We start from the raw sequence: 15562 nt of genomic DNA on the forward strand, positions 1-15562 counted from the left end.
ACTGATGATGACGACGCAAGAAGCGGAAAACGTCAAAGAGGCAAAGCTAGAATTCGATGCTGAATGTCCATCATGCAGTGCATCAATTGAATTTAACCCATCTACGGGCAAGTTAACTTGTCCTTACTGTGGCTTTGAAACAGAGATTGCGACACCTGAAATGGAACAAGAAAAAGTGGCGCAGGAAATGGATTTTGCTAAAGCTGAGGAACGAGGGAACTTTAACTGGGGCGTAGAGAAAAAAACCGTTATTTGTAAAGCTTGTGCAGCAGAAACAATTTACGATGCATTACAAGTGTCGGATAGCTGTCCGTATTGCGGTTCCAATCAAGTAATGGAAGCAAGTGCTGAAAACACACTTGCACCTAATGGCGTCTGTGCTTTCGAAATAACAGACAAACAAGCGGGCGAAAATTTTCAAAAATGGATTAAAGGAAGATGGTTTACGCCGAAAGCAGCTAAAATAAGTGCAAAGCCAGATTCATTTAAAGGTGTGTATCTACCTTATTGGACATTTGATACTAAAACAAGCTCTCGTTACTCAGCAAGCTATGGCAAACATCGTACGGTTACTGACAAAGATGGCAATCAAAAGACTGTAACAGATTGGTATTCTACAAGTGGTTTTTACCAGGAGTTTATTGATGATCATTTAATTAGTGCAACGACTCGTTATGATCGTCAAATGATGCGTAAAATTGAACCCTTTAACTTACTAAATAATAAATCCTATAAGCCAGAATATGTGGCAGGTTTTCTATCAGAACGATATAGCATTGGATTACAGGATGGTTGGAGTCAAGCAAAGAGAGAAATTCATAATCACTTACAGGCACAAATCACTTCAAAAATTCGTCTAGAAAAGTTTGCAGATGTTGTTTCCAATGTGCGCTTCTCTACAACACATGATGACATTACATATAAATATTTAATGTTGCCAATTTGGCTTTCTTCTTTCCGATATAAAGATAAAATCTTTAGATTCATGGTGAATGGTCAAACAGGTCGTGTCGGAGGAAATGCACCGATTTCACCACTACGGGTTACGATTGCAGTACTTTTATCATTGATGGTATTAGCTGTAATTTTATATTTCTTTATGAATGAATCTTAACAAATAGCAGTATTCTAAAAGTGTGCTCACTCTTCATGCTTTTGGAATGCTGTTTTTTTATTGCGAATATTGTCGGAATGATGTCGAACGATGTAAATAAATTTTCTGATTATGATAAATGTCACTATTCATCACGGTTCTGTCTATGTATAGTTGCATAAGCTATAAGGATAATAATATTTTACAATAGACGAGGAGCACAGCATTTAATGAATAAGAAAATAGCATGGGTTACAGATACAGCAGCATTGTTAGATGAAAAATTCATACAGGACAATCAAATTCACGTTTTACCACTTAATATTGTTTTTGATGAAGGGGTATTACGAGAAACTGTTGATATGACACATGATGAATTTTATGACAAACTTCGAACGACTAAAACACATCCAAAGACATCACAACCTGCCATTGGTGAAGTGGTAGCGTTATATAAATCGTTAAAGCAGCAGGGCTATGCCTGTGCTATTGCTATTCATACTTCGCAACATTTGTCGGGCACTTATTTAAGCGCTTTCACAGCAGCACAACAAGCACAATTTGACGTCTATCCAGTCGATTCAAAAATCGGCTCATTTCCAATGATGAAAATGATTGAACTAGGTCAGCAATTAGAACGTGATGGTTTCGAACCAGATCAAATCGTTGAAAAGATTAATGAACTAGCTGATCATAGTGAGCTATCTTTTATCCCGGCAAGCTTATCACAATTGCATAAAAGTGGTCGCGTTTCAGGAACACAGGCGTTTTTGAGCCATCTTTTAAATATAAAAGTCGTGATTTCCTTTGAAAATGGAAAAGTTGTTATGAAAGAAAAAGTACGTGCAGCAACAAAGGCAAAAGCATATGTGGAAACCCTTCTAAGTAAGGATTTAGAATTAAGTATTATCCCAGAAGTAGCAGTTATCCACTGCAATAATGAAGAAGGCGCAATTAGTTGGAAATCAGCTTTAGAGAAAGCTTATCCTCTTATTACTTTTCAAGTTCTGCCATTAAGCGCTTGTGTTGGTGTGCATGCAGGAGAGGGTACACTAGGATTAAGCTGGGTGCGTCTGCCAGAACTTGTCGTACCAAAACAGCGAGAAAAAGAATTAGTGACCATATAAAGTGATTGGCATTTAGCCAAAAAAATATGCAGGTGAAGTTGCGAAATTCCTATAAACACACTATTATACAGTCAGAGAGCTTTTTCATAAAATGAACTGTAGATGTAATGTTATTTTTGAATAATAATAAATTATTCAAGTATGGAGGTTTCGACAATGGACGCAATTGAAGTGTTAACTAATTTAGATCAAATACATGGGTATTTTCAACCTATATTTAGCGCTGATGCGCATACGGTGATTGCCTACGAAATTTCCGGTCAGTTACAAATAGAAGGACAGCAAATCAACTTAAAGGACTTTGTTAATAATGAAGATATTCCAGAAGAATATCGTATTGATATGGAACATAAAATTTTACACGCAGCGCTAACCCAAATAGATACAATAGCAGCCGACATTGATATTTATATTCCGAGTAACCCGAATTTGTTAATGCAAGATTTCGGTGAAAGTCACTTTAATATTATTCAACAATATATAGATGAAGAAGACCTACACCGCATCGTACTGGTGGTTTCCGAGCATCGGTTTTTAGGTGATATCAATAAATTACACCATGCACTACGTTATTTCACAACTTTTGGTGTGAAAATTGCTGTACAGGAAGTAGGAGCTGAAAGTCATTTAGAGCATATCGCATTATTATCACCACAAATTTTAAAGGTAAATATACGCGATTTAAATTATGATTCATGGTCTGCTCAATCCGATATGATTTCTGCAATTGGAAGTTTGGCATATAAGATAGGTGCAAACCTATTGTTTGAAGGAATTGGCACAGTGTATCAATTGCAATTCGCTTGGAAAAATGGAGGACGCTTCTATCAAGGTTCTTATTTAGCTAATGCTGCAAGGACATTTGTAGAGAAAGATATATTAAAGGAACGTTTTAAAGAAGAATGTCAGCAATTTATTACTTCGGAAAAGAAAATGCTTGAGGCACAATATTTTGAGTTAAAGAAATTAAGAGAGGAGCTAGAGGCAATTGTTCATCGTATTAAACCTTCTAGCGATAATATCTCACAATTAGAGCATTTAGCAGAGCTTTTAGATCATTATTCATTCCGATTATATATTTGCAATGAGGATGGTTTCCAATTAACACCAAACGTTATGCGTTTCGAAGGGAAATGGGAACTACAGCCAAATGCAATTAATAAAAATTGGAGCTGGCGGCCGTATTTCCTACAAACGATTATTAAAATGCGTAATGATCAAAATGGGGAAATTTCAGAACTGTATCGAGATATTGAAACAGGGGAAATTACGCGAACGTTTTCCATTGCCATCAATGAACACGAATACTTATTCGTCGATCTTTCTTATGATTATCTCTATGAACATAATATATTTCGATAGAGTGATACATGCTTATATAGCAAGGTATGAGGGGTACAAATTTAATTTGTACCCCTTTAGTATTTCAATTGAACCTAAAAACTATAATTCATTTAAATTTATTTGTAAGTAAACTGGACTTCTAGAGTAAGGTTAAGAATTCTTTACCTTGTCAGAATACTATTGATTTATATTCTAAATATATTTAAGATGTTGACGGGGAAATAAGTTGAAATTATTGTTGACGGATCGCCGTATGCGATGCAAGTCGCACGTACGGTGAAGGCTCGTTATAAAGCGCCAAAGTGCATAAGGCGAGAATAGTGTAAGTAATGAAGCACCAAAAGTATCAAATGTAAATATTAGTGGAACAGCAAAAGAAGGACAAGTTTTAATAGGAACCTATGATTATACTGACAAAGAAAATGATTTAGAAGGCACTTCAACTTATCAATGGTACACTGCGGATGATGTGACTGGGACAAATAAGGTAGCAATTAGTGGTGCGAATGCTAATATGTATACTTTAACGGGAGCAGATGTAGATAAATATATCTTCTTTGAAGTAACACCAGTAGCACAATCTGGGGTACCATCAGGAAATCCAGTATTAAGTCTAGCAACACCACAAGTATTGGGATTATCCTTTTCTTTAGAGGATAATATAGGAAGTACCTCATATTCATTCCCACTAGGGACGAATATAAATAATGGAGCTTTAAATAGTTTATGGCCAACAGTACGTACTGAAAAACCGATTATTAATGCAACGGTTACTATTGATTTAGACGGAGCATTTACTGCTGATATTAATGACAAATATGCATTTTCAAATAATGGCTCAGGAATTAATTTAACAGCAGGAATGATTTCAAATAATGGTCAAACAATCACAATTCCAAACGTAAATATTATGACATATCCAGATCAACCATTTTGGTTCATGATGAAGTTTGGTACTAAGACTCTAGTAACAGAAGGAACATTTGATATTAAATTCACAATAAATGGCGTAACTAAAGTGATGAAACTTAATGTAACAAATTAATTTTTATTAATCTTTTTGTTTTAGAATTAAATTAATAATATTTACCCTCCACAAGCACCTGTGGAGGGTTTTTTATTATGCGTCGTGAGAGTAAACGAGTTGGGCAACGGTACAGATGATTGATTCTCGATGCCTCTCAGAGGTTGAGTGTTTTATGCAATAAATTGTATTAAATTAGTGAGAATTTTAAATATCTAGAGTGGTGTAAAAGATTTGTCCCTTAAATTAAAAAAATTTAAAAAACTAGAAGGATTTTTACAAATAATGTCTAATATAGTAATTGTAGTACAAAAAATTGATGAAGGAGTGAATGTAATAATGAAAAAGAAAAAGACAATATGGTCTGTGGCTGCTGCAACGCTTCTAGTAGCAACTTTATCATTTGGTGCGAGTGCAAGTGCGACAAACGATCAAGGAGGAGGTAGCAGCGGAGGGTATCCTTCTAAGCCTCCAACATGTGTTCCTGGAAAGGCATGTCCAATCCCTGTTTAAATGTTTAATGAAAACTAAATACTTACAAAGGGCACCCAATTTGGGTGCTTTTTTCCGTCCTGTTAAATAACGCTAAAAGTCAGAAAGAATTGCTAACGTGCGTACTACGATAATGTGGAATAGGTGGTATCGTAGGTGAAAAGATTAATTTTTTCCGTCTTTTAGTATCACTAGTAATCAATTCTATTTTTTTGAAAATTGTAATTTAATTTTTGTTACATATAAGTTTTATTAGATAAAATTCCTTACAAATGAAATTTAAAATGCTAAGTTATATTCATAACAAATATTAGGGGGAAACTATGCAAAACTTACACGGAAAAGTAGTTTTAATAACAGGGGCAAGCTCTGGAATTGGAAGGGCTACGGCGGAGTTACTTGCATCAAAAGGTGCAAAAATCATTGTTAACTATCTTTCGAATAAAAAAGGTGCTTTAGAAACAGTACAGTACATTCAAGAAAATGGTGGAGATGCGATCATTATTCAAGCTGATGTCACAATTAAAGAGCAAGTGAATGCAATGGTGGAACAGGCTCTGGCATCCTTTGGGAAAATTGATATTCTAATTAATAATGCGGCTGGTGGTATCCGACAAAGTACGTTTATGGATGCAAGTGAAGAATTGTGGGAAGAAACATACAGACTAAACATCAATAGTGTTCTTTTATGTTCACAAGCCGTATTAACACATATGATTCCAAGAAAAGAAGGCAAGATAATCAATATATCTTCAACTGCTGCTCGCATTGGAGGTGCTGGTGAAAGCATTCATTACGCTGCTTCCAAGGGGGCATTAAATACAATGACGATTGGCATGGCCAAAGAACTAATCGAATACGGAATCATTGTCAATGGCATAGCCCCAGGGATGGTTGAAACGCCTTTCCATGAAAAGTTTGCGCCAAATGAGGATCGACTTTCTCGCATGTCTGCAACTATACCTATTAAAAGAGTAGCACAACCAGTTGAAATTGCAGAAACAATAGCTTTTCTTGCATCCGATGCTTCGAATTATATATTAGGTGAAATCATTAATGTTAGTGGGGGGAGATAGTTTTTTATTTGAATGATGAGATGAATAACTTTTTATAACGGAACTCCCCTATTTTTTAAGATAGTGAGTAACTTTCTGCTATATACCTATCTTCAAAAATTTTATAAAATTTAGATACTTGCCATTAAAAAAATGAGAAAAAAGTATTGACAAGTTTTTTTATGGAGTATTAACATAATTAATACCACGTGGAAAATTTTTTTGATTCAAGAAGTTATGTAATATATGCTTTGCATTTTATTTTAAAATCACTAGGTACATTCAACTCATTTAATTTAAAATCTGTTGGAAATTATAAATTTTAAAATGGAGTGTGATTTCAATGGCAATTCGTACAGACGCATATAATACGGGTAAAGCTATAGGAGAGGCATTAAATAACTCAAAGGTCGGGCAAACATTTAATAGTGCGGCGAAAAAAATAGGAAACGTATTTGTTGATTATGGAAAAGCGATTAATAAGGCAGCTCAACAAACTGTCTATGGAAATATTGAAACACCTTATGGAACTGCCGGAGGTGCCATAAAAGGGTTATTTAGCGGCGGACTTAAAAGTGCTGTAAAAGGTGCTGGGACTGGTATGCTTTTAGAATTTGGTCTTAGATCAGCTACTAATATTTATAACGATGTAATTCGAGGATCTAAATAGTAAGAATAAGTAACAAGTTGAATGTAATTCAACTTGTTACTTTCATAGATAATTTAAATTACAAGGGACTAAGGAAATGGATATTAAATATAATAGTCTAATAAAATTAGATTCTGTATTATTAGTATATCTAGACCAAAAGAATAATAAACAAAAATTGGAGCTTATTAGTGAAAATGGGTTACAATGGATGATACCTTTGTCTATGCATCAAAAAATAGAAAAGAATCTTGATTTGTATGCATTTATTATAAATAAAAGTTTTTGCATTTGTGATCCTAATTGTAATTCTATCTACAAAGTTAATAATATGCTGTTTTCTAAAGCTGAAATTAAATTAGATAACAAAGTAAAGTATATAGAAATAGAATCATCTAACACAGGTAAAGATTTTCAAATAAATACTTTTGATATTATTGACAAAACCAGTGTTTTTTCAAATTTAGACATAGCCATTTGTTATAAGGTAAACTTGAAAAATATTACTGAGGATTCTATAATTCTTTTTCAAATAATAAACCCAAAAGGAGAATTGCATTTTTTGGATTTTGAGTGCCTAAAGAAAAATAAAGTTAATGGTAGACGAATTTATTATGCAGCGTTAAAAATCACACCACTTTTAATTGAGGGAAAATGGATATTCCAATTAATATATAAAGATAAAATAATTGATACTAAAGAAGTAATATATAAGATTTATAAAAATGATTATGGAAATAGGGATTATTTTACCCAAAATTACATGAATATTAACATAGAAGTTTAGTGACAAATGATTTAAAATGTTGGTTTGTAAATAAAGGATGTGGGAGTTTTTTCTTATGAAAAAAAGAAAAGATTTCGGTTCATTTATTACAGAGCATGGTTCATTTATAATTACCACATATTTTGTTGTATTTTTTATCATTTCAAAAATATTTTCTTTTTCTGCTATTGATAATTGGATTGTCATTTTTGTTGGTTTTATTATGACCTTAATAATGATGAAAATTAGAAAGGATAAAGAGAAGCAAAATCATTAGCGAAATAAAATAGTGGGGCACATATTAGCGAGGACTAATTTGTGCTCTTTTTATTTTTGATTTATTAAACAATATTTACCTATTGTAAGGTATGATGATTAGTGAAAATCTACAAGGAGTGAATCGCATGGAATACATTGGTGTAGCAGCTTACGACGATGCAACATTTTTCAACGAATACTTAACAAGAAGAAATCGTGTAGAAAGCCCGAACAATATGATCGAAAACCCGATAATGTTAGAACTTATGAGTGATGTAAAAGGGAAAACGGTGTTAGATTTAGGATGCGGTGACGCTCAGTTTGGTGTTGAACTTTTACAAAAAGGATGTATCCAATATGACGGTGTTGAAGGCTCTGAAAATATGGTAAAAGAAGCTACTAAAAATCTTAATGAAACAAAGGGGAATGTGTATCTTTCTTCAATGGAAGCATGGGATTTTCCAAAAGAACATTATAATTTAGTTGTTTCACGATTAGCTCTACATTATATAGCAGATTTAAAGAGTATCTTTATGGAAATTCATAAATCCTTAGCTTCGAACGGAAAATTTATTTTTAGTGTTCAGCATCCAGTATTAACTTCATCAATAAAAAGTGCAGCAGCTTCAACTACTAAGACAGATTGGATTGTAGATGATTATTTTTATAGTGGCAAAAGAGTAGAACCTTGGGTTGATAAAAAAGTTGTTAAGTATCATCGGACAGTTGAAGAATATTTTCAACTTTTAAAGCTAGCTGGATTCAAAATTAATGATATTCGAGAAGGAAAACCAAAAGTCGAGAAATTTAGCAGTGAAAGTGAATATCAACGAAGAATGAGGATTCCACTCTTTTTAATCTTTTCATGTGATAAATAAAATTTTCTGCTTTTCCAGTCAGCTCTCGTTCTAATAGAAAGTGAGGTGAATTATGGATATTAAAACGTTCGGTGAAAAAGATGAAGAAATAGAATACATATTACGACCTGCAGTCTATTGTGTAATGTTCAATAGTCAGAAAGATAAAATAGCAATTATTCAAACAAGTAAAGGTAAGTTTTTTCTTCCAGGTGAGGGCTTAGAAAATAATGAGACACATGCGCAATGTTTGAAAAGAGAAGCGCTTGAGGAAATGGGAATGGATGTTACAGTAGGTCCTTTTATAGGACGCGCACAAAGATATTTTTATTCTACAATTGAATTAAAATATTATCTAAATGATGGTTTTTTTTACTTATGTAATACAGGTAGACAAATTGCTAGTCCTATAGAGGAAGATCACTTCCTTAAATGGATGGAACCAAATCAGGCAAAAGAGATTTTATTTCATGAACATCAAAGCTGGGCTATAAATGAAGCAATAAGATGTAAATAAAAGGGGAGGTTTATTTTGCCGATTAAAAAAGTTTATGGCTATGTAAACCGCGTTAAAGAAGATACAACCCAAGTATTAGTTTTCCATCATTCGGTGACTGAAGCAGGGATTCAGATTCCTAAAGGTACTGTAAACACTAATGAAACCACCTATGATGCTGTTATAAGGGAAATGAAAGAAGAAACGGGATTGAAAGATTTCAATGTAGAAAAGCTACTTGCGAAGGATTTATGGGAAAATGATGATGGTGTTTTACATAATAGATTTTTTTACAAAATAAATGTAAGCGATACGCTAGATGAATGGGATTACAATCCAGCAGGTGGTGGAGATGAGGCAGTATTAATATTCAATTATTTTTGGATTTCATCAAAAGATGATATTGAACTAAGTCGTGTTCACGGAGATTATTTACATTTAAACTTTAATTAATTTATACTAAACTAACACGAGGAGTAAGACAAATGAAATTAAATTTTCACCATATGAATTTAGAGGCTTTACCCAAAATAGAAGTACCGATAGCAGCAATCACACATTTAAGCTTATTCGATAATGCATTCACGACAATCCCTGTTGAAATTTACAACATGAAAAATATAAAAACATTAAATATATCCGTTAATAAAATCCGTCATATGCCTGCTGATATAGGGAATTTAACAGAACTTACTATGCTGGACGCAGGGCATAATGATATTGATGTAATCCCACCTGAAATTGAAAATCTGCACAACATCGAGGATTATTTATATCTTCATAATAATAAATTACAATCCATTCCACCTGAAATTGCCAAGCTAGTCAAAGTAAAATATTTAAATCTTAGTGATAATCAATTATTACAGTTACCAAATGAACTAGGACAATTAAACAAACTAATAGAACTTCGTGTTATGAATAATCAATTGACAGAGTTGCCGACAACTATTGGGTGTTTAAGCAATTTAAAAGAATTGCATGTAAAAAATAATCAACTTACAATACTTCCAGCAAATGTAGGACAGTTATCATTATTACGGGTTTTAGACGTGGAAGAAAATCAATTAAAGGCGATTCCTCAATCGATATATAAGTGTTTAAGCTTAAGACGATTAAATTTAAGACATAATCAATTGACAACATTGCCTGAAGAGATTGGACGCTTACAAAATTTATTGGAAATTGATTTAAGAAGCAATCTTCTAACAGAGCTACCAAAATCATTATTGGATATCGAAGGACTAGAACGTCTGGATCTTAGATGGAATCACGATTTACAAGTTCCATCTTGGTTAGGAGATTTACAAGAAAAAGGCTGTATCGTTTATTTATAGTTAGAGGGCATGTACAAGATTGCCAATTGGCTGATGCAAGCGATTTTGGAAATCATTATGCAATCAGCCTTGTGCAATAGTACGATTTTAGTTTTGTTCACATAATAAAATCTGACGTAAAAATGACTGCTTTTTCGCAATGCTTCTGTCTACTATAACCAATCCAGCATCTGCTACTAAGTCATCAATTGTTTCAATAGTAACGATAACTACTTTATCAGCAATTCGACGAGCATGTTTTATAATATCAAATTGATCTTCGCGTGTTGAATGCGTAAATAAGTTATATGGTAAATCAATTATCGCTACATCATAGTGTTCCGTTACTTCTGAGATGGGACCTAATGTTATTGTTCCCTGTAATCCAAAATAGGCTATGTTTTCGCGTGAACCATTACATACAAGGGGATTCATATCTCTTCCTTCTATATCAATTCCCATAGAAAGGGCCTCGATTATTACCGTCCCTATACCACAACATGGATCAATCGCACGAATGTTTTGAGGCTGAGGAACTGCAATGTTCGCAACAGCTCGAGCGACTCTTGTGCTCAGCGCAGTTGAATAGCTATGTGGCTTGTGTAAATGCTTACGCCAAATGGATTCACTTTTGCTATGTATGCCAAAGTACCATCTTTCATCTATAAATAAAAGACCAAAGACAACCTCAGGGAAATCAAGGTCTGGTTCTCCCTCTATACATAATCCTATTTCACGTTCCATCAATCGACGCTCTGATTGAGGGATTTTTTTTGTTTCACCTATATCAAAATTATTTAAACAAACCACTTTATAGGTTTTTGCATTTACTATTAGATTGGTCACTAATTTTTTGATGTTATCTATGCTGTTATCTTCATACAGCACTTCAAGTCGATCTTGTATAAAAGGACTACGGCTAGGGTTGACCTCAATATTGCTTATAAGAAAATTTGATTGGGAATCAATACTAAAAAATGAACGCATCTCCATTCTACATAGATCGTACTCGTCTACGTGATGTACATATGTGTATATATATTTACTCTCACTTTGTATGTTACGCAATTAATTCATCCTTTTCTAATTACTATTGCTCTAAATCCTTAATGTGCACTAAATTTTAAGTCTAACATAGTTTCAGTAATAATTGAATTCTTAGGAAGAAAGTAGGTTATGCTGTCTAAATTTTGACCGATTTTTTCCACCATAATAATAGTTGCAAAACGTGAGACAAAAATAGAAAAAAGAGTCACTTCCATATAGAAAGTGACCCCAAAACAGGAGAGTTTTTGTAAGGCTATCTAAGCTTTACATTACTATTAATATGCAGATGAAGCTATAAAGAAATAGCCATTTGCCTGTGAGATAGATTAAAATAAATCCTTTGTAATCGTTAGAGTAAAACTAGATAAGTTACTTAACTAATTTTAGTGCCATTTGGTACTGCTTGATCAGGTGTTAATAAAATAACATCTCCCTCTACAGGCACACCGCCGATAACTAGAACCTCTGATTTAAAGCCTGCTACTCTACGGGGTGGAAAATTGACAATTGCTACTACTTGTTTACCAACGATTTCATTTGGTGTATATCGTTTTGTAATTTGTGCGGAGGATTGCTTAATTCCTATTTCACCAAAATCAATGTTCATTTTTATCGCTGGAACACGTGCTTTCGGTAGTTCTTCTGCTTGAAGAACTGTACCAATTCGAATATCAAGAGCAATAAAGTCTTCAATGGTCGCCATAATTGTACTCCTCTTATATGTGTTTTTGTAAATGTTATCATAAAATGGTTTAATATCCAAAGGAAGATATTTGCGTGAAGTTGTTTTGATTGTACTTAAAAACGCCGATAAAACCTACAAAAACGCCGATAACTTCGTGTGAATCGCAGGAAGAACGTTAGAAATCGCTGATAAACTATGTGAAATCGCTGATAAATTTCGGAAAATGATCCTCGGAAAAATAGTTAGACTTCTAACTAAAATGATTGACTTCTAAAGATCGATATTTTATTATTAGTTAGAAATCTAACTAAAAAGAAATTCTAATTGTGGAAGGTGAGACGATGAAAGAAGTCAATTATCAATTTCAAATTCGTATGATTGGTCATCAAATGAAGCAGCGCGGTGACAAAAAGCTCGAATCTTATGACATTACGATTGAACAGGGGCATGCTCTAGATTACTTAGTCTCCCATATGGAAGAGGGCATAACGCAAAAACATATGGAGAACGTCTTCCAACGTAGAGGCTCTTCTATTTCAAGCATCGTAACGAACCTGGAGAAAAAAGGTTTAGTTGAACGTAAAACAGATTTAACAGATGAGCGTCGTAAAATAATTCGACCGCTTCCAAAGGGCATCGCGATTGTTAAGGATTTTCAATTGTTTTTTGAAGAATTAGATGACGAAATGACAAAAGGCTTCTCTAAAGAAGAAAAAGAACAGCTTATAGTTTTGTTAAACCGCATAATTAAAAACTTAGATTAAGAAGGCTGATTGATTCAGTTCTTCTACTTATTTAGTTAGATATCTAACGTTTTATTAAAAAGGAGAATTTTATATGGAGAACACATATTATTTTGAGAAAGCACCTATAGCTAAGGCTGTGGCGCATTTCTCATTACCAATGATGCTCGGTATGTCTGTTAGTGTCATTTATACAATATTAAATGCCTATTTTATCGGCTTACTACACGACTCGGTTATGATGACTGCCATCACACTGACAATTCCTATCCTTGCAGTGTTAATGGCCCTTGGGAATTTAATTGGCGTAGGGGGCGGTACATTTATTTCACGATTGCTCGGAGAAAAAAAGCGAGAACAAATAAAAGAAGTATCTTCTTTTTCATTTTATGCCTCTATTGCTTTAGGAATTATCGCCATGCTAGTAGGAATTTTAGCTACTAATAGCATTACAACAGGGCTAGGTGCCAGTGCAGCGGCTTTTGACTATACAAAGCAATATATTTTAGTGATGCTAATAGGTTCGCCATTTATTATATTAAACTTTTCATTGGAGCAAATTGTACGTGCTGAAGGTTCAGCAATTGTATCCATGGTCGGAATGTTTATAAGTGTAGGTATTAATTTAATTTTAGATCCCATTTTTATTTTCGCTTGCCATTGGGGTGTTCCAGGTGTTGCATTAGCGACACTTATTGGTAATATCGGAGCTGTTATTTATTATAGCTGGCATATAATCCGTAAAAGTGAGTATTTAACTTTATCAATGAAATATTTTAAAATTGAAAAATCAGTCGTATTTGAAGTGTTGAAAATTGGTATTCCAATTGCGCTAATGAGTGCTTTAATGGGATTAACAGCATTGGTGTTCAACAATTTTGCTGCTAGTTATGGAGATGCGGCAGTTGCTTCTTACGGTATTTCACAACGTATTTTGCAATTTCCAGAACTCATTATTATGGGACTTTGTGAAGGTGTTGTCCCACTGATTGCCTACAATTTTACATCAAATAGAAAACGTATGAAATCAACGATAAAATTTACGAGTATGACAGTAGCGATACTAGCAGCAATGTTTGCGATTCTTGTATTTTTAACAGGTAATCACTTAGTTGGTATTTTTACGACAGATCCACAGTTAATTGAATTAGGAAGTTATGTTATTAAAGTAATTTTCCTTTCATTATTCGTCACTGGTTTTACCTTCCTTATCATTGGAATTTTCCAAGCGACTGGGCAAGGAAAAGCAGCGATGATTATGTCCCTTACACAGGGTCTCATCATGATACCAATTTTATTTATTATGAGTAGTATCGCAGGATTCCATGGAATTATTTGGTCCATTTTTATAGGGGATTTCCTTACTTTCTTAATTGGCATAAGCGTTTTATATGTTTTGCGCAATAAATTAACGGTTAATATAGAAGAACTGCAATTTGACTAATGATAGAAAATGAAAGAGCAAGAATTGGCTAACATGCTCTTTCATGTAGAAGTCATGAACGATTGATATAGTTCACCAATAATTCCTTTCATTTGATGAACACCTAAATCGGTATTCGTCATAACAATAAATCCCTTTTCTAAATAGGGATAGGCAACGAGCATGCATTGAAATCCAACTCCCCAACCAAGTGAGGAAATTTCAACTTCATGTTCTGTGTCATCAAGAAATATACCTAAACCAGTCCATGCCTTGCCGCCTTGTGGTTGAAGAAACTGTTGGGCCAGCTTTGCAGAGATACCAACTTTACTAGACCCCTTTATAGCATTTATAATTTCTAGCAGTAATTTCGCTAAGTCAGTGGGGGAGGTCCATAAGCCACAAGCAGCAGGATAAGGATATATTGGATAGTTGCCTGCCACTAATTCGCCATTTTGATGATGACCACAGGCGAATGTGTTTTCGGATGATTTTCTAATAGACGATAGAAAAGAGCTATTTTCCATGTTTAACGCTTTAAAAATAAGTTCATCTATAATAGCATCGAATGATTGTTGCATAACGTCTTCAATTAACAGCTGAATAATACAAAAACCAGCATCAGAGTAATGAAATTCATGCCAAGGCTCATTTGACACCTCAATTGCACTTGGACAATAAGGCGTTTTCCCATTTAACAAGTCAACCATTGAAAAGCTTTCTCGAGGAGCATGTAAAGGTGGGAAACTATCAATAGGGTCAATAATCCCTGATTGGTGGCAAAGTAAGTTACGTAATGTCACTTTTTTATGCTTTGTGAATGCACTCTCAGGTACTTTCCACGAAGTTAGTTTCTTATTAACATCCTCATCTAAATTCAAATAACGTTGTTCTACTAATTTCATTACTAACATGCTAGTTAAAAATTTACTTATTGAGCATGCATTAAATACGGAACGGGCATTTACTTGATGATTGGTTCCTGCTTCTAGTGTGCCGTGATGTGCCAATTTACTGATTTGGCCATTTTCAATTAGCAAATAACTTAACCCTTGGACATGGTAATGTTTCATTCGTTCTTCAATATGTATGTTGGACATTTCTGCACTCCTTTCTTCCATGATAGTATATCACGAATGGCAAACATATGTTTTGTTAATTGTAATTTTATAACATTATTTACGTAT

18 protein-coding genes are annotated in these 15562 nt (G+C 33.8%); 15 read left to right on the top strand and 3 right to left on the bottom strand.

Annotated elements, in window-relative coordinates:
- Positions 1 to 7: 7 nt before the first annotated feature.
- The 13 genes from FH508_RS11055 (at position 8) to FH508_RS11115 (ending at position 10498) form a co-directional block, all read left to right on the top strand.
- Positions 8 to 1114 carry a TFIIB-type zinc ribbon-containing protein gene (locus FH508_RS11055; protein WP_172771379.1) on the top strand — a complete coding sequence of 369 codons (1107 nt, stop codon included), beginning with the start codon at positions 8 to 10 and terminating at the stop codon, positions 1112 to 1114.
- Between the two features lie 209 nt (positions 1115 to 1323).
- Complete coding sequence (locus FH508_RS11060) at positions 1324 to 2220, top strand: DegV family protein (RefSeq protein WP_172771380.1); 897 nt, start codon at positions 1324 to 1326, stop codon at positions 2218 to 2220.
- Positions 2221 to 2376: 156 nt separating this feature from the next.
- Positions 2377 to 3582: an EAL-associated domain-containing protein gene (locus tag FH508_RS11065; protein WP_172771381.1), complete on the top strand. Its 1206-nt coding sequence runs from the start codon at positions 2377 to 2379 to the stop codon at positions 3580 to 3582.
- A 451-nt stretch (positions 3583 to 4033) separates the two neighbouring features.
- Positions 4034 to 4609 (top strand): hypothetical protein, encoded by a 576-nt coding sequence (locus FH508_RS11070; protein ID WP_172771382.1) that lies wholly within the window; start codon positions 4034 to 4036, stop codon positions 4607 to 4609.
- Between the two features lie 318 nt (positions 4610 to 4927).
- Positions 4928 to 5101 (top strand): hypothetical protein, encoded by a 174-nt coding sequence (locus FH508_RS11075; RefSeq protein WP_172771383.1) that lies wholly within the window; start codon positions 4928 to 4930, stop codon positions 5099 to 5101.
- Positions 5102 to 5403: 302 nt separating this feature from the next.
- Positions 5404 to 6156 carry an SDR family NAD(P)-dependent oxidoreductase gene (locus FH508_RS11080; RefSeq protein ID WP_172771384.1) on the top strand — a complete coding sequence of 251 codons (753 nt, stop codon included), beginning with the start codon at positions 5404 to 5406 and terminating at the stop codon, positions 6154 to 6156.
- Positions 6157 to 6478: 322 nt separating this feature from the next.
- Positions 6479 to 6805 carry a hypothetical protein gene (locus FH508_RS11085; protein WP_172771385.1) on the top strand — a complete coding sequence of 109 codons (327 nt, stop codon included), beginning with the start codon at positions 6479 to 6481 and terminating at the stop codon, positions 6803 to 6805.
- A gap of 76 nt (positions 6806 to 6881) precedes the next feature.
- Positions 6882 to 7571, top strand: coding sequence for a hypothetical protein (locus FH508_RS11090; RefSeq protein ID WP_172771386.1), 690 nt, complete (start codon positions 6882 to 6884; stop codon positions 7569 to 7571).
- 55 nt (positions 7572 to 7626) lie between these two features.
- On the top strand, positions 7627 to 7827 hold the full coding sequence (locus FH508_RS11095) for a hypothetical protein (RefSeq protein ID WP_172771387.1): 201 nt from the start codon (positions 7627 to 7629) through the stop codon (positions 7825 to 7827).
- Positions 7828 to 7954: 127 nt separating this feature from the next.
- The gene (locus FH508_RS11100) at positions 7955 to 8686 is read left to right on the top strand and encodes a class I SAM-dependent DNA methyltransferase (protein ID WP_172771388.1); all 732 of its coding nucleotides are present in this window, start codon (positions 7955 to 7957) and stop codon (positions 8684 to 8686) included.
- A 52-nt stretch (positions 8687 to 8738) separates the two neighbouring features.
- Positions 8739 to 9182: an NUDIX hydrolase gene (locus tag FH508_RS11105; RefSeq protein WP_217270075.1), complete on the top strand. Its 444-nt coding sequence runs from the start codon at positions 8739 to 8741 to the stop codon at positions 9180 to 9182.
- Positions 9183 to 9197: 15 nt separating this feature from the next.
- Entirely contained in the window at positions 9198 to 9614 is a 417-nt protein-coding gene (locus FH508_RS11110; protein WP_217270076.1) for an NUDIX hydrolase, read from the top strand.
- Between the two features lie 32 nt (positions 9615 to 9646).
- Positions 9647 to 10498 carry a leucine-rich repeat domain-containing protein gene (locus tag FH508_RS11115; RefSeq protein WP_172771389.1) on the top strand — a complete coding sequence of 284 codons (852 nt, stop codon included), beginning with the start codon at positions 9647 to 9649 and terminating at the stop codon, positions 10496 to 10498.
- 87 nt (positions 10499 to 10585) lie between these two features.
- Here the strand turns inward: FH508_RS11115 and FH508_RS11120 are convergent, their stop codons facing one another.
- A complete protein-coding gene (locus tag FH508_RS11120; RefSeq protein ID WP_228134488.1) occupies positions 10586 to 11545 on the bottom strand; it encodes a TRM11 family SAM-dependent methyltransferase in 960 nt (319 codons plus the stop codon).
- A 352-nt stretch (positions 11546 to 11897) separates the two neighbouring features.
- Positions 11898 to 12227 carry a chaperone CsaA gene (gene csaA, locus FH508_RS11125; RefSeq protein ID WP_172771390.1) on the bottom strand — a complete coding sequence of 110 codons (330 nt, stop codon included), beginning with the start codon at positions 12225 to 12227 and terminating at the stop codon, positions 11898 to 11900.
- Between the two features lie 323 nt (positions 12228 to 12550).
- Here csaA and FH508_RS11130 point away from each other — a divergent pair, with 323 nt between their 5' ends.
- Both FH508_RS11130 and FH508_RS11135 read left to right on the top strand, forming a co-directional pair.
- Positions 12551 to 12973, top strand: a complete 423-nt coding sequence (locus FH508_RS11130) for a MarR family winged helix-turn-helix transcriptional regulator (RefSeq protein WP_172771391.1) — start codon at positions 12551 to 12553, stop codon at positions 12971 to 12973.
- A gap of 73 nt (positions 12974 to 13046) precedes the next feature.
- Positions 13047 to 14396, top strand: coding sequence for an MATE family efflux transporter (locus FH508_RS11135; RefSeq protein ID WP_172771392.1), 1350 nt, complete (start codon positions 13047 to 13049; stop codon positions 14394 to 14396).
- A gap of 41 nt (positions 14397 to 14437) precedes the next feature.
- Here FH508_RS11135 and FH508_RS11140 read toward each other — a convergent pair whose 3' ends face one another.
- Positions 14438 to 15475, bottom strand: coding sequence for a serine hydrolase domain-containing protein (locus FH508_RS11140; RefSeq protein ID WP_228134489.1), 1038 nt, complete (start codon positions 15473 to 15475; stop codon positions 14438 to 14440).
- Positions 15476 to 15562 lie beyond the last annotated feature (87 nt).

This window comes from Lysinibacillus sp. CD3-6, assembly GCF_006351725.2.
Classification (GTDB): domain Bacteria; phylum Bacillota; class Bacilli; order Bacillales_A; family Planococcaceae; genus Lysinibacillus.

What these genes read in the sequence shown, in the direction of transcription:
- FH508_RS11100 (WP_172771388.1), top strand. Translation starts at nt 7,955, where the DNA reads ATGGAATACATTGGTGTAGCAGCTTACGACGATGCAACATTTTTCAAC.
- FH508_RS11085 (WP_172771385.1), top strand. Translation starts at nt 6,479, where the DNA reads ATGGCAATTCGTACAGACGCATATAATACGGGTAAAGCTATAGGAGAG.
- FH508_RS11130 (WP_172771391.1), top strand. Translation starts at nt 12,551, where the DNA reads ATGAAAGAAGTCAATTATCAATTTCAAATTCGTATGATTGGTCATCAA.
- csaA (WP_172771390.1), bottom strand. Translation starts at nt 12,227, where the DNA reads ATGGCGACCATTGAAGACTTTATTGCTCTTGATATTCGAATTGGTACA.
- FH508_RS11090 (WP_172771386.1), top strand. Translation starts at nt 6,882, where the DNA reads ATGGATATTAAATATAATAGTCTAATAAAATTAGATTCTGTATTATTA.
- FH508_RS11135 (WP_172771392.1), top strand. Translation starts at nt 13,047, where the DNA reads ATGGAGAACACATATTATTTTGAGAAAGCACCTATAGCTAAGGCTGTG.
- FH508_RS11075 (WP_172771383.1), top strand. Translation starts at nt 4,928, where the DNA reads ATGAAAAAGAAAAAGACAATATGGTCTGTGGCTGCTGCAACGCTTCTA.
- FH508_RS11105 (WP_217270075.1), top strand. Translation starts at nt 8,739, where the DNA reads ATGGATATTAAAACGTTCGGTGAAAAAGATGAAGAAATAGAATACATA.
- FH508_RS11080 (WP_172771384.1), top strand. Translation starts at nt 5,404, where the DNA reads ATGCAAAACTTACACGGAAAAGTAGTTTTAATAACAGGGGCAAGCTCT.
- FH508_RS11055 (WP_172771379.1), top strand. Translation starts at nt 8, where the DNA reads ATGACGACGCAAGAAGCGGAAAACGTCAAAGAGGCAAAGCTAGAATTC.
- FH508_RS11065 (WP_172771381.1), top strand. Translation starts at nt 2,377, where the DNA reads ATGGACGCAATTGAAGTGTTAACTAATTTAGATCAAATACATGGGTAT.
- FH508_RS11140 (WP_228134489.1), bottom strand. Translation starts at nt 15,475, where the DNA reads ATGTCCAACATACATATTGAAGAACGAATGAAACATTACCATGTCCAA.
- FH508_RS11115 (WP_172771389.1), top strand. Translation starts at nt 9,647, where the DNA reads ATGAAATTAAATTTTCACCATATGAATTTAGAGGCTTTACCCAAAATA.
- FH508_RS11060 (WP_172771380.1), top strand. Translation starts at nt 1,324, where the DNA reads ATGAATAAGAAAATAGCATGGGTTACAGATACAGCAGCATTGTTAGAT.
- FH508_RS11095 (WP_172771387.1), top strand. Translation starts at nt 7,627, where the DNA reads ATGAAAAAAAGAAAAGATTTCGGTTCATTTATTACAGAGCATGGTTCA.